Source organism: Streptomyces sp. YIM 130001, from assembly GCF_003574445.1.
GTDB lineage: Bacteria > Actinomycetota > Actinomycetes > Streptomycetales > Streptomycetaceae > Streptomyces.
Genome location: NZ_KZ984572.1, coordinates 24,409 through 42,264, shown reverse-complemented (window position 1 = coordinate 42,264; position 17,856 = coordinate 24,409). Strand labels below are relative to the sequence as shown.

18 protein-coding genes are annotated in these 17,856 nt (G+C 72.0%); 9 read left to right on the top strand and 9 right to left on the bottom strand.

Features of this window, described 5'->3' with window-relative positions; translation table 11 throughout:
- Positions 1-64: 64 nt before the first annotated feature.
- Genes DSC45_RS32335 through DSC45_RS32320 form a run of 4 tightly spaced genes read left to right on the top strand, consistent with a single transcriptional unit; the run spans position 65 to position 2,775 of the window.
- Positions 65-487 (top strand): roadblock/LC7 domain-containing protein, encoded by a 423-nt coding sequence (locus DSC45_RS32335; RefSeq protein ID WP_119295580.1) that lies wholly within the window; start codon positions 65-67, stop codon positions 485-487.
- Positions 484-843 (top strand): DUF742 domain-containing protein, encoded by a 360-nt coding sequence (locus tag DSC45_RS32330; protein WP_119295579.1) that lies wholly within the window; start codon positions 484-486, stop codon positions 841-843. The genes DSC45_RS32335 and DSC45_RS32330 overlap by 4 nt, the downstream gene beginning before the upstream one ends.
- On the top strand, positions 824-1,438 hold the full coding sequence (locus tag DSC45_RS32325; RefSeq protein WP_119295578.1) for a GTP-binding protein: 615 nt from the start codon (positions 824-826) through the stop codon (positions 1,436-1,438). The genes DSC45_RS32330 and DSC45_RS32325 overlap by 20 nt, the downstream gene beginning before the upstream one ends.
- A complete protein-coding gene (locus tag DSC45_RS32320; RefSeq protein WP_240434971.1) occupies positions 1,435-2,775 on the top strand; it encodes a cytochrome P450 in 1,341 nt (446 codons plus the stop codon). Before DSC45_RS32325 ends, DSC45_RS32320 begins: the two co-directional genes overlap by 4 nt.
- Positions 2,776-2,797: 22 nt before the next feature.
- Here DSC45_RS32320 and DSC45_RS32315 read toward each other — a convergent pair whose 3' ends face one another.
- Both DSC45_RS32315 and DSC45_RS32310 read right to left on the bottom strand, forming a co-directional pair.
- Positions 2,798-4,024, bottom strand: a complete 1,227-nt coding sequence (locus DSC45_RS32315) for a cytochrome P450 (protein ID WP_119295577.1) — start codon at positions 4,022-4,024, stop codon at positions 2,798-2,800.
- Between the two features lie 54 nt (positions 4,025-4,078).
- A complete protein-coding gene (locus DSC45_RS32310; protein ID WP_119295576.1) occupies positions 4,079-4,723 on the bottom strand; it encodes an RBBP9/YdeN family alpha/beta hydrolase in 645 nt (214 codons plus the stop codon).
- Positions 4,724-4,803: 80 nt separating this feature from the next.
- On the opposite strand from DSC45_RS32310, the gene DSC45_RS32305 reads away from it, so the two are divergent.
- Entirely contained in the window at positions 4,804-5,157 is a 354-nt protein-coding gene (locus DSC45_RS32305) for a MerR family transcriptional regulator (protein ID WP_119295575.1), read from the top strand.
- Between the two features lie 31 nt (positions 5,158-5,188).
- On the opposite strand, the gene DSC45_RS32300 is transcribed toward DSC45_RS32305, so the two are convergent.
- The 3 genes from DSC45_RS32300 to DSC45_RS32290 form a co-directional block, all read right to left on the bottom strand.
- Positions 5,189-5,836 carry a DUF5063 domain-containing protein gene (locus DSC45_RS32300; RefSeq protein WP_119295619.1) on the bottom strand — a complete coding sequence of 216 codons (648 nt, stop codon included), beginning with the start codon at positions 5,834-5,836 and terminating at the stop codon, positions 5,189-5,191.
- Positions 5,837-5,888: 52 nt separating this feature from the next.
- Positions 5,889-6,488 carry a recombination mediator RecR gene (gene recR / locus DSC45_RS32295; protein ID WP_119295574.1) on the bottom strand — a complete coding sequence of 200 codons (600 nt, stop codon included), beginning with the start codon at positions 6,486-6,488 and terminating at the stop codon, positions 5,889-5,891.
- A gap of 114 nt (positions 6,489-6,602) precedes the next feature.
- Entirely contained in the window at positions 6,603-6,944 is a 342-nt protein-coding gene (locus DSC45_RS32290; protein WP_119295573.1) for a YbaB/EbfC family nucleoid-associated protein, read from the bottom strand.
- A gap of 601 nt (positions 6,945-7,545) precedes the next feature.
- Between DSC45_RS32290 and DSC45_RS32285 the strand changes: the two genes are divergently transcribed.
- A complete protein-coding gene (locus tag DSC45_RS32285; RefSeq protein ID WP_119295618.1) occupies positions 7,546-8,199 on the top strand; it encodes an SLATT domain-containing protein in 654 nt (217 codons plus the stop codon).
- Positions 8,200-8,543: 344 nt separating this feature from the next.
- Here DSC45_RS32285 and DSC45_RS32275 read toward each other — a convergent pair whose 3' ends face one another.
- The 4 genes from DSC45_RS32275 to DSC45_RS32260 all read right to left on the bottom strand — a co-directional run bounded on the left by DSC45_RS32275 (position 8,544) and on the right by DSC45_RS32260 (position 14,235).
- A complete protein-coding gene (locus tag DSC45_RS32275; RefSeq protein ID WP_119295572.1) occupies positions 8,544-9,194 on the bottom strand; it encodes a hypothetical protein in 651 nt (216 codons plus the stop codon).
- A 70-nt stretch (positions 9,195-9,264) separates the two neighbouring features.
- Positions 9,265-11,763, bottom strand: a complete 2,499-nt coding sequence (locus DSC45_RS32270; RefSeq protein ID WP_119295571.1) for a dolichyl-phosphate beta-glucosyltransferase — start codon at positions 11,761-11,763, stop codon at positions 9,265-9,267.
- Positions 11,760-12,413, bottom strand: coding sequence for a GntR family transcriptional regulator (locus tag DSC45_RS32265; RefSeq protein WP_119295570.1), 654 nt, complete (start codon positions 12,411-12,413; stop codon positions 11,760-11,762). Before DSC45_RS32265 ends, DSC45_RS32270 begins: the two co-directional genes overlap by 4 nt.
- Before the next feature lie 469 nt (positions 12,414-12,882).
- The gene (locus DSC45_RS32260) at positions 12,883-14,235 is read right to left on the bottom strand and encodes an aspartate aminotransferase family protein (protein WP_119295569.1); all 1,353 of its coding nucleotides are present in this window, start codon (positions 14,233-14,235) and stop codon (positions 12,883-12,885) included.
- Between the two features lie 259 nt (positions 14,236-14,494).
- Here DSC45_RS32260 and DSC45_RS32255 point away from each other — a divergent pair, with 259 nt between their 5' ends.
- The 3 genes from DSC45_RS32255 to DSC45_RS32245 all read left to right on the top strand — a co-directional run bounded on the left by DSC45_RS32255 (position 14,495) and on the right by DSC45_RS32245 (position 17,799).
- Positions 14,495-15,178: a type 1 glutamine amidotransferase family protein gene (locus DSC45_RS32255; protein WP_119295568.1), complete on the top strand. Its 684-nt coding sequence runs from the start codon at positions 14,495-14,497 to the stop codon at positions 15,176-15,178.
- Positions 15,175-15,684 (top strand): MarR family winged helix-turn-helix transcriptional regulator, encoded by a 510-nt coding sequence (locus DSC45_RS32250; RefSeq protein WP_119295567.1) that lies wholly within the window; start codon positions 15,175-15,177, stop codon positions 15,682-15,684. The genes DSC45_RS32255 and DSC45_RS32250 overlap by 4 nt, the downstream gene beginning before the upstream one ends.
- A 90-nt stretch (positions 15,685-15,774) precedes the next feature.
- Positions 15,775-17,799: a serine/threonine-protein kinase gene (locus DSC45_RS32245; RefSeq protein WP_119295566.1), complete on the top strand. Its 2,025-nt coding sequence runs from the start codon at positions 15,775-15,777 to the stop codon at positions 17,797-17,799.
- The last annotated feature ends 57 nt before the right edge of the window (positions 17,800-17,856 follow it).

Below are 17,856 nucleotides of genomic sequence, written 5' to 3'. Positions count from 1 at the left end.
ACCCCGCCCCAGAACCCCGAATGGAGGCACGGGCCACGGCCGGTGAGACCGGGCCCGAAGCGCGATGCAGACGACGGACAACAGCGTGACCTGGTTGCTGGAAACCCTGCTCGAACGCGCCCCGGGCACCAGGCATGCCCTGGTCCTGTCGCGCGACGGCCTGAAACTCTGCTGGACACCGCACCTCACCCTCGATCAGGCCGACCAGCTGTCCGCCATCTGCGCGGGCCTGCAGGCCCTTTCGCACGGCGCCTCGGTCGAGTTCGGCGACGGCAGCGGCGGCGTCCGGCACTCGATGACCGAGTTCCACGGCGGACTGCTCTTCGTCGTCGAGGCCGGTGACGGTGCCCACCTCGCCCTGGTCGCCGACGACTCCGCCGACGCCGGGATGATCGGGCACGAGATGAGCGAGCTCGTCGAGCAGATCGGTGACCACCTGCGGGCGGCCCCGCGCGCCGAAGACGGTGCCGGCGCGGGTACGGCATGACACGGCGGCCCGTGGACCTGGGCAGCCCGCACCGCCTCTACACGGTCACGGGCGGCCGCAGCCACGCCGACGGCAAGGCGTTCGACCTCGTCACCCTCGTGGTGGCCGAGAGCGTCGCCACCTCCGGCATGCAGTCCGAGCACGCCCGCATCCTGCAGATCTGCGCGCGGCCCACGGCCATGGTCGAGATCTCGGCCGAGCTCGGCCTGCCCGTCACCGTGGTGCGCATCCTGCTCGAGGACCTGCTCGACATGGGACACATCACGGCACGTCACCCCCAACTGGCGCGATCCACAGGCTCGTTGCCCGACTCCGCCCTTCTCACGGAGGTTCTCCATGGGCTTCGCAACCTCTGAGCTGCCCGCCCGCACACCACTCGGCCAGTCCGCCGACACCGGACTCAAGATCGTGGTGGTCGGCGGCTTCGGGGTGGGCAAGACCACCCTCGTACGGTCGGTGAGCGAAATACGTCCGCTCAACACCGAGGAAGTCATGACGCAGGCCGGCGCCGGCGTCGACGTGAACCTGGGCGTGGAGAAGAAGACCACGACCACCGTCGCCTTCGACTTCGGCCGGATCAGCATCGGCGAACGCGTCGTGCTCTACCTGTTCGGCGCCCCCGGCCAGGAACGCTTCTGGTTCCTGTGGGACCGGCTGTTCTCCGGCACCCTCGGAGCCATCGTGCTGGTCGACACCCGCCGCATGAACGACTCCTGGTACGCGATCGACCGCCTCGAACACCACGGCACTCCCTTCGTGGTGGCGGTGAACCGCTTCGAGTCCGACACGGCCCGCTTCACGCTCGAGGAGATCCGGATGGCTCTCGCTCTGCCCGACAACGTGCCGCTCCTCGACTGCGACGCCCGGGGCCGCGATTCGGTGAAAAGGGTCCTGATCACCCTCGTGGAACACCTGCAGGACCTCATCCAGGCCCAGGAGATCCAGCCATGACCGATGCCCACGCCCCGTCGTCGCACGCCCCCGCCGCCAACACACCGCCCGCGCAGACGTTCCCCGCCGACGACCCGTCGCCGGGCAGCCCGTCCGCGCACGCCGCGGCCGCCGGATGCCCCGCCCACCAGTCGTCGGCGATCGAGCTCAGCGGGCTCGAGTACCAGCAGTCGCCGTCCGACCTGTACCGCAGCCTGCGCAAGGACCACGGCGCCGTCGCGCCCGTACTCCTGGAGGGCGGCATCCCGGCCTGGCTGGTGCTCGGCTACCCCGAGCTCAAGGCCGTCACCGACAACGACGCCCTCTTCGCCCGCGACTCGCGCCGCTGGAACCAGTGGCCGCACATCCCGGCCGACTGGGCACTGCTCCCGTTCGTCGGCTACCAGCCCTCCGTGCTCTTCGCCGAGGGCGCCGAGCACCAGCGACGGGCCGGAGTGATCACCAACGCACTGCAGCAGGTCGACCAGTTCGAACTGTCCCAGGAATGCCGGGACATCGCCGGAACCCTGATCGACACCTTCGCGGGCGGCGGCGGCGCCGAGCTGATGACCGAGTACACCCACCCGCTCGCGATGCGGGCCGCGGTGCACATGTGCGGGATGCCGTCCGGGACCGCCGACACCGACCAGCTCGTCGAGGACCTGCGGATCTCCCTGGACGCCGCCGAGGGCGACGACCCCGCCTCCGCGTACGTCAGGGTCGGCGAGCGCGTCCACCGCCTCGTCCAGGAGAAGAAGGAGCAACCGGGCGACGACGTCACCTCGCGGATGCTCGCCCACCCGGCGGGCCTGCGGGACGAGGAGATCGTCCAGGACCTGATCTCGGTGATCGCCGCCGCCCAGCAGCCCACCGCCAACTGGATCTGCAACTCGCTGCGGCTGCTCCTCACCGACGAACGCTTCGCCCTGAACGTCTCCGGCGGCCGGCTCAGCGTCGACCAGGCCCTCAACGAGGTGCTGTGGCGCGACACCCCGACGCAGAACTTCATCGGCCGCTGGGCCACCCGCGACACCACACTCGGCGGCCGCCAGATCCGCTCCGGCGACTGCGTCGTCCTCGGCCTCGCCGCGGCCAACTCCGACCCGGAGATCTGGCCGGAGGGCCACGTCGGCGCCGAGAACGCCGCCCATCTGTCGTTCAGCAGCGGCGAACACCGCTGCCCCTATCCGGCACCGCTGCTCGCCGACCTCATCGCCCGTACGGCGCTCGAGACGCTCCTCGAGCGCCTGCCGGACCTGATGCTGAGCGTGCCGGGCGACCAGCTGACCTGGCGGGACTCGATCTGGATGCGCGGACTGTCGGCCATGCCCGTCCAGTTCACCCCCATGACCCGCTAGCCGGGGGCGTCCATGGCGGGACTCAGGCCCCGTTCGGCGTGAACCGTACGGGCAGGGACGAGGGCCCGCGGGTGAACACCCCGGTCTCCACCGGGACATGGCCGTCGGCGAGGCGCATGTCGGGCATGGCGTCGAGGAGATGGTTCACGGCCGTCTCCACCTCGGCCTTGGCGAGCAGCGCGCCGACGCAGAAGTGCCGGCCGAGCGCGAACGCCAGGTGGTCCGCGGCGGCGGAGAACGCCTTGGTCGTCGTCAGGTCGTCCCGGAAGATGTCGAACCGGTCCGGCTCGGCGTAGTGCCCGCCGTCCCGGTTGGCCGAGCCGATCAGGCAGGTGACGGTCGCGCCTGCGGGCAGCTTGCCGGTGGACAGCTCCACATCGGTCGCCGACTGCCGCATGATCATGTGCACCGGCGGCGTGTACCGCAGGGTCTCCGCGAAGGCCCGCTCGATCAGCGAACGATCCTCCCGCACGGCCGCCAACTGGTCAGGGTTCGCCAGGAGGTTGGCGAAGATCGAGGCGATCGCCTTGTCGGTGGTCTCGCCACCGGCGGCGAGCAGCAGGCTGCAGAACGCCTTGATGTCCTCGTCGCTCATCCGCACCCCGTCGACCTCCGCGGCGCAGAGCGCCGACAGCAGATCGTCGCCCGGCGCGGAACGCCGCTCCCTGATGATCGGAATCATGTACTCGGCGAACTCGACGCGGGTGCGCTCGCCGGAGGCGGCGACGTCCTGGTCACCGGAGAGGTTGCCGAGGAAGGCGATCACGCTCGTGTACCAGCGGTGGAAACGGGCGTGGTCGGCCTTGTCGAGACCGAGCATGTCGGCGATCACGTTCACCGGGAACCGGGTCGCGTATTCGGCGACGAGGTCGGCCTCGCCGCGATCCCGGAAGGCGTCGATCAGCTCGCGCGAATTGCGCTCGATCACCGGCAGGAACTTGTCCCGTAGATCGGCGCCGCGGAACGCCGGTGCGACGAGCGCCCGCCGCACCGCGTGCTCGCGGCCGCTGAGCTGCAGGATCGTCCTGCCGTGCACGGGCTCGATCTGCCAGTCGTAGTTGTCGGTGGTGAACTGGGTCTCCTTGTCCTTGAAGACCCGCTCCACGTCGTCGTAGCGCGCGACCACGTAGCTCTGCGTCGCCTCGTGCCAGAAAAGCGGCGTCCGCTCCCGCATCAACGCATAGACGGGATACGGATTCCTCGCGAATTCGGGCGAAAGTATGTCAGGAACGTCCTGAACCGTAGTCACCAAGCACCTCCGTCGAGCGGGTCAACTGCCAACAACGGTCACCCTATTGACGGATCAACGTCCTGGCATCCCCGCCTCCCGGCCAAGTCCGGACATCGCCGCCTCCCGTCCGGCCCGTACCGCCGCATACGCCTCGGGCAACTCAGTGGCCCCGTCCGACGCGAGGAAGTGACCGGCCCCGGGCACTACTTGGGCGTCCGTGCCCAGCAGTCCGGCCAGCCGGTCGGTGTGTCCGGTCGGCACCAGCGGGTCGGCATCGGACCTGATCACCGCGATCCGGTCGACCCGGGCGGCGATCTGGCGCGCGGCGGCCTCCGCGCGCCCGGCGTCCGCGAACGCGCCCCCGATGAAGGCGTCGAGCTCCGGCAGTGCGGGAAGCCGGTCGACGAATCCGGCGACCAGGACCAGAGTGCCGAGCCGCCAGGACCCGGGCAGCCCGGCGAGGTGGCGCAGTACGGCCACAGTGCCCAGGCTGTGCGCGATCACGGCCGAATCCCGTGCGGGGGTGGCGAGTTCGGCCCGCAGGGCCTCGGCCCAGCGCTCGGTGTCCGGGGACTGCGGGTCGGGGAGCGGCGGGACGGTCGTCTCGATGCCGTCCGCGGCGAGCCGGCCGGCCAGCCATCCGAACCAGTGGTCGTCGGGGGTCGCTCCGTACCCGTGGAAGATCGTGGCGTGCCGAGGCGTTGTTCCGTTCGTCATACGGCGGGACGTTAACGGTTCACGCCGGTGTCAAGGTCAAGCCGCCCGACGGGGTCGGGACAGCAGGGAGAGGAGTGACGGTGCTGATCAACGAACTCGCCGAGCGCACCGGAGTGAGCGCGCGGGCACTGCGTCACTACGAGGACCGGGGCCTGCTGGCCCCGGCACGCAACGGCAGCGGATACCGGGTCTACGCCGAGTCCGACACCGCCCGCGTCGCACAGATCCGCGCGATGCTCTGCGCGGGCCTCTCCACTGCGGTCATCCGCCGCTACCTCGACTGCGCCCGCACCGGAACCCACGGCACCCACGGCATCCGCCTGGACATGTGCCCCGACCTGCGCGCGGAACTCGACGCCCTGGCCGCCCGCCTGGACGCACAGATGGCCGAACTCCGCGACACGCGGGGGCGGTTGGAGATGCTGACCGGCTGACGGACGGGAGCGCGTCGCGGCCCAGCGACGCCTACTTGCCGTCCTGCAGCCCCAGCGGGCCCGCGAGTTCCTCCGCCATGACGCGCCCCGCCTCCTCGGCGAGTTCGTCCTCGCCCAGGTCCTGGTCGGTGTCCAGGCCGTTCAGCTCCTGCAGCGGCTGGTCCAGGCGCACGTGCGCGACCAGGGACTGCAGGGCGCGCAGGCAAGCGGAGGTCGTGGAGCCCCAGTTGGAGAAGTACGAGAACTGCCACCACCACAGCGCCTCGACGGTGCGGCCCGCGCGGTAGTGCGCCATGCCGTGCCGCAGATCGGTGATCACACCGGCCAGGTCGTCGGAGATCCGGCAGGGGACGGGCGCCTTGTGCGGCTCGTACGGGTCGAAGACCTCGGAGTACACGTCGACCGGGTCGAGCATCGCGGCGAGCCGCTCGCGCAGCTCGTCGACGTCCGGCTCCGGGCCGAGGTCCGGCTCGTAGCGCTCGTCCGGCACGATGTCCTCGTGCGCGCCGAGCCGGCCGCCCGCGAGGAGCAGCTGGGACACCTCGAGGAGCAGGAACGGGACGGCCGAGTCCGGCTCGTCGCCCTTCGCGACCTCGGTGACGGCGACGAGGAAACTCTCGACCTGGTCCGCGATCTGCACTGCGAAATCACCCGGGTCGTGCGCCCTGGCGTGCAGCATCGCGTCCGACCGCTCGGCGATCGGGGGGTTCGGGGCGTGGGTCTCGGTCAGCTCAGACATCGAGGAGTCGTCTCCCTTCAAAGGCGCGGCCCAGGGTGACCTCGTCCGCGTACTCCAGATCTCCCCCGACGGGGAGTCCGCTGGCCAGGCGTGTGACCTTCAGGCCCATCGGCTTGATCATCCGGGCGAGGTACGTGGCCGTGGCCTCGCCCTCCAGGTTGGGATCGGTCGCCAGGATCAGCTCGGTGACGGTGCCGTCGGCGAGCCTGGCGAGCAGTTCCCTGATCCGCAGGTCGTCCGGTCCGACGCCCTCGATCGGGCTGATCGCACCGCCGAGCACGTGGTAACGACCGCGGAACTCACGCGTCCGCTCGATCGCCACGACGTCCTTCGGCTCCTCCACGACGCAGATGACCGCAGGGTCCCTGCGCTGGTCGCGGCAGACACCGCACAGCTCCTGCTGCGCGACATTGCCGCACACGGCGCAGAAGCGGACCTTGTCCTTGACCTCGAGGAGCGAGTGCGCGAGCCGCCGTACGTCGGCCGGCTCGGCCTGCAGGATGTGGAAGGCGATCCGCTGCGCGCTCTTGGGACCGACGCCGGGCAACCTGCCCAACTCGTCGATGAGGTCCTGGACCACGCCTTCGTACAACGGACTGCCTTCCTGTCACTTGCCTGGCTCGTACGGTAGTTGGTGCGGGGCCGACCCCAGAAGAGATACTCCGAAGGGACATCCCTCGGACATCTGCGGTCGCCCCGCCGACACCTAGAACGGAAGTCCGGGCATTCCACCGCCGCCGAGGCCCTGCGCCAGCGGGCCGAGCTTGGACTCCTGCAGTTCCTGCGCGTTCTCGTTCGCCGCCTGGACCGCCGCGACGACCAGGTCCGCGAGGGTCTCGGTGTCCTCGGGGTCCACCGCCTTCGGGTCGATCACGAGGCCGCGCAGCTCGCCGGAGCCGTTGACGGTGGCCTTCACGAGACCGCCGCCCGCCTGCCCCTCCACCTCGGTCCTCGCCAGTTCCTCCTGCGCGGCGGCGAGGTCCTGCTGCATCTTCTGGGCCTGCTGCAGCAGCTGCTGCATGTCGGGCTGGCCACCACCGGGAATCACGATCAGCTCCTGGCTCTCGTCGTACGGCTTCTGGGGTTCTGCCGCCGTTCCGAGGGCCTGCCCCCGGACGGTGTGCTTCTTGCTGTTCCGCGGGGCGGGAAGTCGCCTCGGGTGCGGCTTTTCCCGCCTGGCACGAGCGTACGTGCTCGGGGGACGGATCGCCCCAGCACTCTTTCGAGTGAGTGGCACCGGGGCCCTATACCTGATCAAGGCCCCCTTCCGGGCGGAAAAGGCGCCAAACGGGCCGCACAGCCACCCGCACGGCGGTAGGAAGGGGGCTGCACAGCAGGGCCCGCCTCCCCGAGCCGGGCCCTGGGGCGCGCACCGATCACCCTCCGTGGTTCCGCGGCACCCTCCGCGGCGCCCGCGCCGAGCGGTGGCGTACGCCCCGGTCCCAGCCGTAGAAGTCGAGGGAGTGCCGGTGAGCCAGCCGGAGAGGCAACCCGAGGTTCCCCGCCCCGACGGGGGCAAGCCCGAGCGCGCGGACGACCACGAGACGACGGGCGGCACGGCGCCGGCGCACGGCGCCACGGACCGGGGCGCAGCGGCCGGCGGCCCGGACTCCCCCGCGAGTGACAGCGCCGACACCGCGCGCGGGGACCTGACCGGCCGCCCCTTCCCGCTCGGCGACTGGGGCGCACCGGCCGAGCGGCTCGACGAGCTCTACCGCTGGGTCGAGTCGAACGCCCTGCGCACCGCCGGCTGGTATCTCGACGACCGCTCATGGAAGCGGCGCCTCGCCCGCGCGCTGCGCAGCGGCGCCGCCTTCGGCGCGGTCGCCGGCGCCGCGCTGCCCCTGCTCGACCTGACGGCGACCGCCGACGGCGCCGCACCGTGGGGCTATCTGGCCCTGCTGCTCGCGGTGGCCTGCGTCGGCTGTGACCGGTACTTCGGTCTCACCTCCGGCTGGATAAGAGATGTCGCCACCGCCCAGGCGGTCCAACGGCGCCTGCAGGTCCTGCAGTTCGACTGGGCGTCGGAGAGTGTGCGCGAGATGCTCGGCCCCACGGAGGGCACGGCGAGCGAGGCGGCCGAGCGCTGCCTCGGTGTCCTGCGCCGCTTCTCGGAGGACGTCACCGAACTCGTCCGCTCGGAGACAGCCGACTGGATGGTCGAGTTCCGCTCCGGCCCGACCCCTTTGATGATCCAGGCCTCGGGCCCGTCCTTCCGCCCCGAAACCCCGCCGCCGGGCCGCTTCCCGACTCCCCCGGTCCCCCGTCCCAACATGCCGCGCCAGCGGCCGCCGGAAATCTGACGACGGCCGACTCCGGTCGTTCGAGTCGGGGGCACGTCTTCCGGACGCCCCCGTATGTCTCCGGGTTCGAGAGTGGCGCCGTCACGCGCGCCGAGGTCGACACCTCGGCTGCCCGTGTCGCCGCCCTCGGCGGCCGCTTGAAGCGCGTCGCCGATTTCGGGGACGAGTCCCTCGTACTCGGCTGAGGAAGCGGTGCAGCAGGCTCCCGCAGCGGGTCGTGGAAGGCGACGAGGCCCCTCCGGCGGGGCTCCCGGAAGCGCGGGAACCCCGACGTGGACGGGCCACCCGCTCCGGCGAGCGGAACGCCGTCACGGTGGAGGCGGACACTCCGGCCACTCGCCGGTTCAGCTGAAGACGATCATGGAGCCCTGGCCGAGGCTGCGGGTTGCGGCCGCGTGGAGGCCGAGCCAGACGTGGCGTTCGCGGGCGAAGGGGCTGTCGTCGTGCGGAGCGGGTGCCGCCGGTTCCTCGAGGTCGGTGGGGCCCTCGGGGGCCTGCGGCGCGGCCGGCGGGTTCGCCGGGTCGATGCCGATCGCGGGGCCCACGAACTCCAGCTCCCGCAGCAGGGCCTGCGCCGAGCCGAGCGGGCCGCCGCCCTCCAGGAGGTCGTCGTTCACCAGCGGCTCGGCGAAGTCGACGGGGACGTAGGCGCCGGCGTGGTCGTAGTGCCAGACCAGGTGCGACTGCTGCGCGGTCGTCTCGAACATCTCCAGGAGCTGCTCGTAGTCACCGCCGAGCTCGTCCACCGGCGTCACCGGAAGACCGCACATCTGCAGGAGGTACGCACGGCGCAGGAAGTGCAGCGCGTCGTAGTCGAAGCCGGCGACCGGGGCGACGTCCCCGGACAGTCCCGGCATGTAGGAGAAGACCGGTACCGGCGGCAGTCCTGCCTCGCCGAGTGTTCTGTCGTAGAGGGCGAGCTCTTCGGAGAAGGGGTTGTCGGGGCTGTGGCACAGCACATCGACCAAGGGGACGAGCCACAGGTCACAGGCCAAGAGAGCTCCTCACTTCGTCGTCCGGCCAGGTGGGCGGCCGTCCAGGCAGCGTAATGGCCGAAGGGCCCGGTCAGCTGCCCCCCTGCAGATCCCAGACCAGGACGCCGCCGATCCACGTTCCCTTGCGCCCCAGGAGTCCCTCCAGTGTCGCCCGCAGCGCCTCGGTGTGCCGCTGCGGTGCCACCACCAGCGCGCCCGCCCGCCAGAACTCCAGGTCCGCGCGGGCCTGTTCGCGCCAGGCCTTCGACAGCTGCGGTACGCGGCCGCTGACCGCGACCTCCCGCAGCAGGTTCGAGGTGTGCCGCGGCACCGCCCCGTAGATGCCCTTGCGGTCCTCGCCGTACGGGCCGTTGAAGTAGCCGCCCGGCAGCCGGAAGCCGAGACCGGCGGTGGTCTGCCAGTGCAGTGCCTCCGCGGCACCCGGATCCGGCAGGGGTACCGGCACCAGGGACTCACCGGCCGCGGTGTCGACGTAATCGCGCCACGTTCCGTCCGCGACGAACTCCGGCACCTCCGCCCGGTCCACCGTGTGCAGCGGCCCCGGCACGATCGGCAGCAGCGCCGCCGCGACCGCCGCGAGTCCCGCGACCCGGTGCGGACGCCGCACCCCGCGCGCCGTGACGAGCTGATGGATGCCGAGCGCCACCAGCATCCCGAGCGCCGGGGCGCACACCATCGCCACCCGCGACTCGATGACCGACTCGAAGAGCGGCTGGTGCGCGAGAGCCCGCCACGGCCCGGTCAGCACCGTGTCCGTCCCCGGAATCCGGAACTCCGGGCCGAGCGACAGGACGGCCGCCGCGAGCGCCGTCCACGCGAGCGCCTTGACGACCGGCCGCTCCCACAGCCGTACGACGATCGCGAAGGCGAGCAGGACCAGCGGCCAGCCGTAGAAGGCGTTCTGTTCGGTGATGTTCAGCGCGAGGCCGTCCGCGGTCTCCCGGTCGCCGGCCAGCGAGCGTTCCGCGAACGAGAGCAGGGCCAACGGGCTGTTGCCCGCGCCGTCGCCGTGCAGCACCGAGTGGTAGCTCCCCGGACCGAAGAACTGCCACCACAGCGGGAACGCCACGATCGGCAGGAACACCGCGAGCGCGATGCCGACCCCGCGGGCCAGCGGCCGGATCGCCTCCCGCGCCACGTCCCTGCGCACCACCGCGTAGCCGATCGCGAACAGCAGCAGCCCCATCGCCGCAAGCAGCAGCGGCTCCTCACCGAGGAAGACCTGGTACGCGGTGAACAGGCCGAGCAGCACCCCGTCGCGCACCACACGGGTGCCCTCGCACAGCCGCAGCGCGCGGTCGACGATCAGCGGGAGCATGAACAGGACGACGAAGTTCGGGTGCGCGTTGGCGTGGCTGACCATCGGCGGCGCGAACGCCGCGAGGGCCGCGCCGGTCACCGCCGCGGCCCGTCCCACGTCGAGTCTGCGCCGGATCAGCCAGTACCAGGCGTAGGCGGTGGCGGCCAGGCCGAGCGTCATCACCAGGGCCAGGCTGACCGCGGGGCCGAGGAGTTCGGTGATCGGGGCGAACGGGACGGAGAGGCCGAGCATCACCGTGTTCGCCATCAGGTTCACGCCGTCGGGGAAGCCCTGGAGGTCGGTGAAGAGCGGATTCCGCAGATGCAGGACGTTGTCCGCGGTGACCGCGAAGAACCACTCCCACTGGTTCTGGTCCTGCAGGGAGTCCGGCAGGTACCGGCCCCCTGGATCGACCCAGCGGCCGACCTGGAGCAGGAACGCGGCGAGCAGGAAGAGACCGGCCACGGCGAGATTCCTCGGATCCCTCGCCGCCCGAGGCCTCCGGCCCCGGCCGGGCAGCCGCCGCGTCCGCAGCGCCGCCAGCTCCGCGAGTACGCCCGCGTAGTCCCGGGGCCGGACCTTCGACCCCTCCTGGTGCGCCCACCGCACCGGGACCTCCGCGAGCGGCCAGTCCTTGCGGCGGAAGTACTGCAGTACCTCGACGTCGATCGCCCAGCCGTCCACCCGGGTCGCCGCGAACGCCTCGCGCGCCCGGTCACCGTCGAACAACTTGAACCCGCACTGGGTGTCCTTGATCCCCGGCACCGCGACCGCGCGTATCAGGAAGTTCCCGCCCCGGCCGAGCAGTTCACGGGCCAGGTGCTGGTGGGTCTCGATCGATGCGCCCGGCAGCGCGCGCGAGCCGATCACGGCCGTCGCACCCGCCTCGGTCAGCTCCCGGTCGAGCCGGTCGAGTTCCTCGATCGGCGTCGCCAGATCCGCGTCGGTCACCAGCACCCGGCGGCCGTACGAGGCGCAGACGCCGAGCCGCAGGGCGTGGCCCTTGCCGTGGTTGACGTCGCCGGAGACGACGTGCACGGACGGTTCCTCGGCCGCGGCCGCCTCGGCCACCGCGCGGGTGCCGTCCGTGGAACCGTCGTCCACGACGATCAGCTCCCAGCCGGCGAAACGACTCTTCCGCAGATGGTCGGCGATCGAGCGGAGCGTGGGGCCGAGCCGGTGCTCCTCGTTGTAAGCCGGCACCACGACGGTCAGCTCCACCTCGGCCACGTCCGCGCCGGTCCCCGCGTCCACGGCCACGCCGGTCATCCGGCGAGGCGCTCGGCCTGGGCGAGCGCGTCCGCGTAGTACTCCCTGACCAGGGCCCGCGCCCGTTCCGCGTCGCGGTCCTCGACCGCGGCCGCCAGTTCCAGGTGGCCGCACCACAGCTGCTCGCGGCGGTCGTCGCGGCGCAGCAGCGGCACCAGGAACACCCAGGCCTGTACGCGCATCCGGTGCAGGAACTCGGAGAGGTACGGGTTGCCGAACAGCGTGCTCAGCTCGCGCCAGTAGCGCAGGTCGTAGCCGATCAGTACGTCCAGGTCGCCGGCGCCGGCCGCACGCTGGGCCTCCTCCGCACGGCGCCGCACCGAGAGCACGGCGTCCGCGAGATCCGGCAGGGGGCGTTCCGCGATGCCCTGGAACAGCGCCTCGGCGACGAGGCGGCGGGCCTCGACCATGCCGCGGTAGTCGGGGAGCGTGAACTCGTGCACGCGGAATCCGCGGTGCTGGACGGAGTCCAGGAGGCCCTGCGCGGAAAGGTCGACGAGCGCTTCGCGCACGGGGGTCGCGGAGACGCCGTACTGGTCGGCGATCTCCTTGACCGTGAACTCGTGGCCCGGGTGGAGGCGCCCGGCGAGCACCTCGTCGCGCAGGGCGTCGGCTATCTGCTGGCGCAGGGTGCTGCGGGTCACGCGCATGCGGCTGCCCTCCCCCGGGGGTGCGAGTGCCCTCACGGGCTGGTGGTTCGGTGGTGCGGGTGGCCCTTGCGGGCCTGGTCGGCAGCCACCCTATGTCCTCCCGGACAGGGGGTGGGGTTTCAGCCGATCGTCTCGTTCTCTGCCGGTGGGGTGGGGGCACTTCTCCAGCCCCGGCGCTGGGGCGCCTTGTCCTCAAACGCCGGACGGGCTCTGTTTCGGCCCTGGCGGGCTCGTCCTCAAACGCCGGGCGGGCTCCGGGTGTGCCCGCCCTCACAGGCTCGTCCCCAAACGCCGGACAGGCTCCGGATTCGCCCTCACAGGCTCGCCCCCAAACGCCGCACGGGCTCCGGATTCGCCCTCGCAGGCTTGTCCTCAAACGCCGGGCGGGCTCCGGGGTCGGCGGTTGAGGACCAGCCGGCAGGGCGGGGTCGGCGGTTGAGGACCAGCCGGCAGGGCTAGGCCTGTGGATTCACAGGGCGTCGTCCACGGACGACAGTGCGGCGTCGAGGATGGACAGGCCCTCCTTCGCCTCCGACTCGGAGATGTTGCACGACGGGACCACGTGGGTGCGGTTCATGTTGATGAAGGGCCACAGGCCCCGCTTCTTGCACTCCGCGCCGAACGCGGCCATCGGCGCCGCCGCCGCGCCGGTCGCGTTGTACGGGACCAGCGGCTCGCGCGTCTCCGCGTCACGGACCAGTTCGAGCGCCCAGAACGCGCCGAGACCCCGCACCTCGCCCACCGAAGGGTGCCGCTCCGCGAGCTCTCGCAGGCCGGGACCGAACACCTCGCGGCCGATCCGGGCCGCGTGCTCGACGACGCCCTCCTCCTCCATGACGTTGATCGTCGCCACCGCGGCCGCGCAGGCCAGCGGGTGGCCCGAGTACGTGAGCCCGCCCGGGTAGGGCTTGCGCGCGAAGGTGTCCGCGATCTCGCCCGAGATCGCCACCCCGCCGAGCGGCACGTACCCCGAGTTCACACCCTTGGCAAAGGTCAGCAGGTCGGGAACGACGTCGAAGTGGTCGGCCGCGAACCATGCACCCGTACGCCCGAAGCCGGCCATCACCTCGTCGAGGACGAGCACGATGCCGTACCGGTCGCAGATCTCGCGGACGCCGGGCAGGTAGCCGGGCGGCGGGACCATGATGCCCGCGGTGCCGGGGATCGTCTCGAGGAAGATCGCGGCGATCGACTGCGGGCCCTCATGGGCGATGGTGTCCTCGAGGTGCTGCAGCGCGCGGGCGCACTCCTGCTCCTCGGTCTCGGCGTAGAACGGTGTGCGGTACAGGAACGGAGCCCAGAAGCGGACGACGCCCGCACTGCCGTTGTCGGAGGCCCAACGCCGGGGATCCCCGGTCAGGTTGATCGCCGCCGCGGTCGCACCGTGGTACGAGCGGTACGCGCTGAGGATCTTGGGGCGGCCCGTGTGCAGCCGGGCCATCCGGGCGGCGTTCTCGACGGCCTCCGCGCCCGCGTTGGTGAAGAAGATCTTGTCCAGGTCGCCCGGGGTGCGCTCGGCGATGAGGCGTGCGGCCTCGGACCGTACGTCGATCGCGAAGGCGGGCGCGAACGTGGTGAGTTTGCCCGCCTGCTCCTGGACCGCTGCGACGACCTTGGGGTGCTGGTAGCCGATGTTGGTGTAGACGAGGCCGCTGGTGAAGTCGAGGTAGCGATTGCCGTCGTAGTCCCAGAAGTGGGCTCCCTCGGCGCCTGCGACGGCGAGCGGATCGATCAGCTCCTGCGCTGACCAGGAGTGGAACACATGGGCACGGTCCGCGGCCTTGACCGCGGCACCTTGGGCGGGATCGGCATGAGGGGTCATGCGGCCGAGGGTAGATGTCCGGCATGTGAGCTGTGCATCGGCGCCCTGTCTGCGCCTGCCCGGCCCCACGCGACACAGTGTCCGCCCCGGCGGCACGGAGCACCGGCGGCGGGTGACCGGCAGTTTCACGTGAAACCGAGGTCACGAGGGGCACGGACGGTGTGGGTGAGCGGAGTGACCTCCGTTGCGATTGACAGCATGCTGCCTTTTTGACAGCATGCTTACAGAACGCATCCCAGTGGGTTACCCGGAGGACGTCATGAGCACCAGCACCGCCGCACCCCGCAAGACCGTCTACGCAGCCGTTTACGACGCCTACGCCGACTGGGAGACCGGCCACGCGACCGCCCATCTGGCCGGCGCCTACGACATCCGCACCGTCGGCCTCACCCGCGACCCGGTCACCACCATGGGCGGCCTCCGCATCACCCCCGACCTCGCTCTCCACGAACTCCGCCCCGAGGACGCCGAGTTGCTGATCCTGGCCGGAGGCGGCCGCTGGGACACCGGCGACGAACTGGCGCCCTTCGCCCGCAAGGCCCGCGAGTTCGTCGACGCGGGCGTGCCCGTCGGCGCGATCTGCGGCGCGACCGCCGGTCTCGCCCGCGAGGGACTGCTCGACGACCGCAAGCACACCAGCGCCATCTCGTACTACCTCGCGGCCACCGGCTACGGCGGCGGCGAGAGTTACGTCGAGACGGACGCGGTCACCGACCGAGGCGTGGTGACGGCCGGCCCGACCGAGCCCGTGGCGTTCGCCCGCGAGCTGCTCGGCCTGCTCGGGGTGTACGAGGGCAAGGTGCTCGACGCCTGGTACCGCCTGTTCCACGACTCGGACCCGGCCGCGTACGAGATCGTCGCCGCGGCGGAGGCGGAGGCGGAAGCGGAGGCCGGGGCGGCGGACGGCGAGGCGGGCGCGGGATCCGGAGAGGACGCCCGATGACCCGCGCGCAGCAGGATCTGCTCAGCCGTACGGCGCTCGACGTCTTCCGGCTGAATGGTCAATTCCTGCGTATCTCCGAGGAGTTGGCCGGCCCGGCGGGTCTCACCGCGGCGTGGTGGCAGGTGCTCGGCGCCGTGCTCGACGAACCCAGGTCGGTGTCCGGCATCGCCCGCACGATGGGCATCACCCGGCAGAGCGTGCAGCGCGTCGCCGACCGCCTGGTCGCCGACGGCCTCGCGGACTACGCACCCAACCCGGCACACCGCAGGGCCAAACTCGTCGCCCCCACCGAACGAGGCCGGGCGGCGGTGCGGCGCATCGACCCGGGACACGCGCTCCTCGCGACGCGCCTCGCCGCCGAGCTGGGCGAGGAGGAGTTCGCCCGCACGGCCCGCACCCTCGGGCGGCTCACCGCAGCGATGGACGCCGTGCTCGGGGAGAGCGAGAACGGGGTGCGGAGCCAGGGCCGGGACACGGCGCAGCGGGCAGCCCCCGGACCCGGGTAACCATTGCGGCACGGTCGGTCGGGCGCCTGGAATTCGGCACTATTCTCACTGCGTACGGCTGGTACGGGGGAACGGGGGAAAGGTGCCTTCATGGACAAGCTCGGGCCGACGGATCCGCAGCGGATCGGGGCCTACCGGCTGATCGCGCGGCTCGGCGCGGGAGGAATGGGGCAGGTCTACCTGGCGCGTTCGGCGCGCGGCCGTACGGTCGCAGTGAAGCTCGTCCGGCAGGAACTGGCCGAACAGGAGGAATTCCGGGCCCGGTTCCGGCAGGAGGTGCGGGCGGCCCGGCAGGTCGGCGGCCGCTGGACCGCGCCGGTGCTCGACGCGGACACCGAGGCGCCCGTCCCCTGGGTGGCCACCGGTTACGTGGTCGGCCCTTCGCTCGGCACGGTCGTCTCGCGCGACCACGGGCCGCTGCCCGAGCGCTCGACCCGCATCCTGGCCGCCGGTCTCGCGCACGCGCTGCAGGACATCCACGCGGCGGGCCTGGTGCACCGCGACCTCAAGCCGTCCAACGTCCTGGTCACCATCGACGGCCCCCGCGTGATCGACTTCGGCATCGCCCGCGCTCTGGAGACCGTCACCGACGGCGGACTCACCCGTACCGGCGCGCTGGTCGGATCGCCCGGGTTCATGGCGCCCGAGCAGGTGCGCGGGGACCGGATCACGCCCGCCTGCGACGTGTTCTGCCTGGGCTCCGTCCTGGCGTTCGCGGCGAGCGGCGTACTGCCCTTCGGCACCGCCACCAGCGGGGTGCACGCACTGATGTTCCGGATCGCGCAGGAGGACCCGGACCTCTCCGAACTTCCGGAGTCCCTCCAGGAGTTGGTGGCTGATTGCCTGGCCAAGGACCCGGAGCGACGACCCTCGCTCGAGACGATCCTGGAACGCACCGACGCCGAGGGAACGGTCGACGGCGGCCGCACCGGGGACCCTTGGCTTCCCGGGGTCCTGGTGGCCCAACTCGGCCGCCATGCGGTCGAGTTGCTCGACTCCGAGGGCCCGGATGACCTGTCGGCGCCGGAGCCTCAGGACGCGGCGAACGCGGGAGCGGCGGCGAGGGCGGAAGAGGCGGCGGCGGCTCCGGTCGACGGTCGATCGGCAGCAGGAGAACCGGCCGACGGCGCACCGTCCGACGACGGCCCCGCGAGTGCCCGGGAGAGCGACGACCGGGAGGGCCGAGACCGGCCGGGCGAGGACCGGGCCGACGGCACCGGCACCCCCGGCACCCCCGCGGACAACGCCACCCCGCCCCCGCCCGGCACCCCAGGCGCCGCCCCCGTCGACCACCTCCCGACCATGGCCGCCGGCAGTGCCCCACCCCCGGGCCCGCCACCGGGCGCCGCGGCAGCGGGGGCCCCGTACCCGGGCGGCACCCCCACCCACGGCCCCGCACACGCGCAGGGCATCGCCTACGGCTACCCGCACCCCCAGGGCGCCCACGGCCACCCCAACTACCAGTCCCCCAGGCCCCCGTACGGCCCCGACGGGTGGGGCACCACCTCCCCGTACGGCCACACACCCCCGTACGGCCCCCCGCCGCCGCGGCGCAGCGGCCGGAGTACCGCCGTGCTCGTCGCGGTGGCGCTGGTCGTGGCGATCGGTGCGGGCGGGGCCGTGTACGCGCTGATGCAGGGCGACGACGGGAGGACCGGGGCGGGAGCCGGGAGCAGCCAGGACCCGAAGCAGCGCGGCGACGCCTCCCCGGGATCCGACGGCGGCGGACGTTCGCCGGCCCCGGAGAGCCCGTCGCCGAGCGACTCGCCCTCGGGGGCCGGCACCGTGCCCGAACGCTATATCGGCACCTGGCGGGCGAGTTTCCAGGCGCAGGGTGGCGCCAACACCCGCGTCATGACCATCGTCCAGGGCGACACCGACGACGTGGTGATGACCCTGGACGGCAAGGGCCCGAACCACGACTGCCGTTGGGAGGCGACGCTGCGCTCCGGCACCGGCGACGAACTGACCCTCGGCCCGTCCTCCGTCATCAGGGGCGACACCGGCAGCTGTCAGCCCGGCCAGATCAGCGTGCTGCACCTGCGCGACGCCGACACCCTGGAGCGCGAACTCGTCGGCAGCGGCGGCGACCCGCTCACGTACCGCAAGGACTGACGCCTCCGCGGCGCTGGAACTCGCCGTGCAGGCACGGCAGTTGAACAATCGACGAAC

Bases quoted from the DNA above. Each gene is read 5' to 3' on its own strand.
- DSC45_RS32335 (WP_119295580.1), top strand. From the start codon at position 65: ATGCAGACGACGGACAACAGCGTGACCTGGTTGCTGGAAACCCTGCTC.
- DSC45_RS32330 (WP_119295579.1), top strand. From the start codon at position 484: ATGACACGGCGGCCCGTGGACCTGGGCAGCCCGCACCGCCTCTACACG.
- DSC45_RS32325 (WP_119295578.1), top strand. From the start codon at position 824: ATGGGCTTCGCAACCTCTGAGCTGCCCGCCCGCACACCACTCGGCCAG.
- DSC45_RS32320 (WP_240434971.1), top strand. From the start codon at position 1,435: ATGACCGATGCCCACGCCCCGTCGTCGCACGCCCCCGCCGCCAACACA.
- DSC45_RS32310 (WP_119295576.1), bottom strand. From the start codon at position 4,723: ATGACGAACGGAACAACGCCTCGGCACGCCACGATCTTCCACGGGTAC.
- DSC45_RS32300 (WP_119295619.1), bottom strand. From the start codon at position 5,836: ATGCTGCACGCCAGGGCGCACGACCCGGGTGATTTCGCAGTGCAGATC.
- DSC45_RS32270 (WP_119295571.1), bottom strand. From the start codon at position 11,763: ATGACCGGCGTGGCCGTGGACGCGGGGACCGGCGCGGACGTGGCCGAG.
- DSC45_RS32265 (WP_119295570.1), bottom strand. From the start codon at position 12,413: ATGCGCGTGACCCGCAGCACCCTGCGCCAGCAGATAGCCGACGCCCTG.
- DSC45_RS32260 (WP_119295569.1), bottom strand. From the start codon at position 14,235: ATGACCCCTCATGCCGATCCCGCCCAAGGTGCCGCGGTCAAGGCCGCG.
- DSC45_RS32255 (WP_119295568.1), top strand. From the start codon at position 14,495: ATGAGCACCAGCACCGCCGCACCCCGCAAGACCGTCTACGCAGCCGTT.
- DSC45_RS32250 (WP_119295567.1), top strand. From the start codon at position 15,175: ATGACCCGCGCGCAGCAGGATCTGCTCAGCCGTACGGCGCTCGACGTC.
- DSC45_RS32245 (WP_119295566.1), top strand. From the start codon at position 15,775: ATGGACAAGCTCGGGCCGACGGATCCGCAGCGGATCGGGGCCTACCGG.